Raw genomic sequence first — 261 nt, 5'->3', positions numbered from 1 at the left:
CGCGTAATCTGCGCCAGAAAGTGAATAAACGCACTGAAAAAGAGTGGGATAAAGCCGACGCTGCTTTTGATAACCGCGATAAATGTGCGCAAAGCGCCAACATCAATGCCTACTGGGAGCCAAATACTTTGCGCTGCCTGGACCGTCGAACTGGCCGCGTTATTATCCCCTAACCTGTTATTGATTTAAGGAATGTAAGGACACGTTATGCCAAGCGCCCACAGTGTTAAGCTACGCCCGCTGGAGCGTGAAGATTTACGC

General features: G+C 49.8%; 1 protein-coding gene. It reads left to right on the top strand.

Annotation, left to right across the window (positions count from 1 at the left end; genetic code table 11):
• The first annotated feature begins 8 nt into the window (after positions 1-8).
• Positions 9-173 carry a DUF1283 domain-containing protein gene (locus tag AC1RPK_RS07760; protein ID WP_481769357.1) on the top strand — a complete coding sequence of 55 codons (165 nt, stop codon included), beginning with the start codon at positions 9-11 and terminating at the stop codon, positions 171-173.
• The last annotated feature ends 88 nt before the right edge of the window (positions 174-261 follow it).

This window comes from Dellaglioa sp. CoH-55-MRSF-6 (assembly GCF_056782215.1).
The sequence above is the reverse complement of the archived record's forward strand: the minus strand, read 5'-3'. Positions and strand labels throughout refer to the sequence as shown.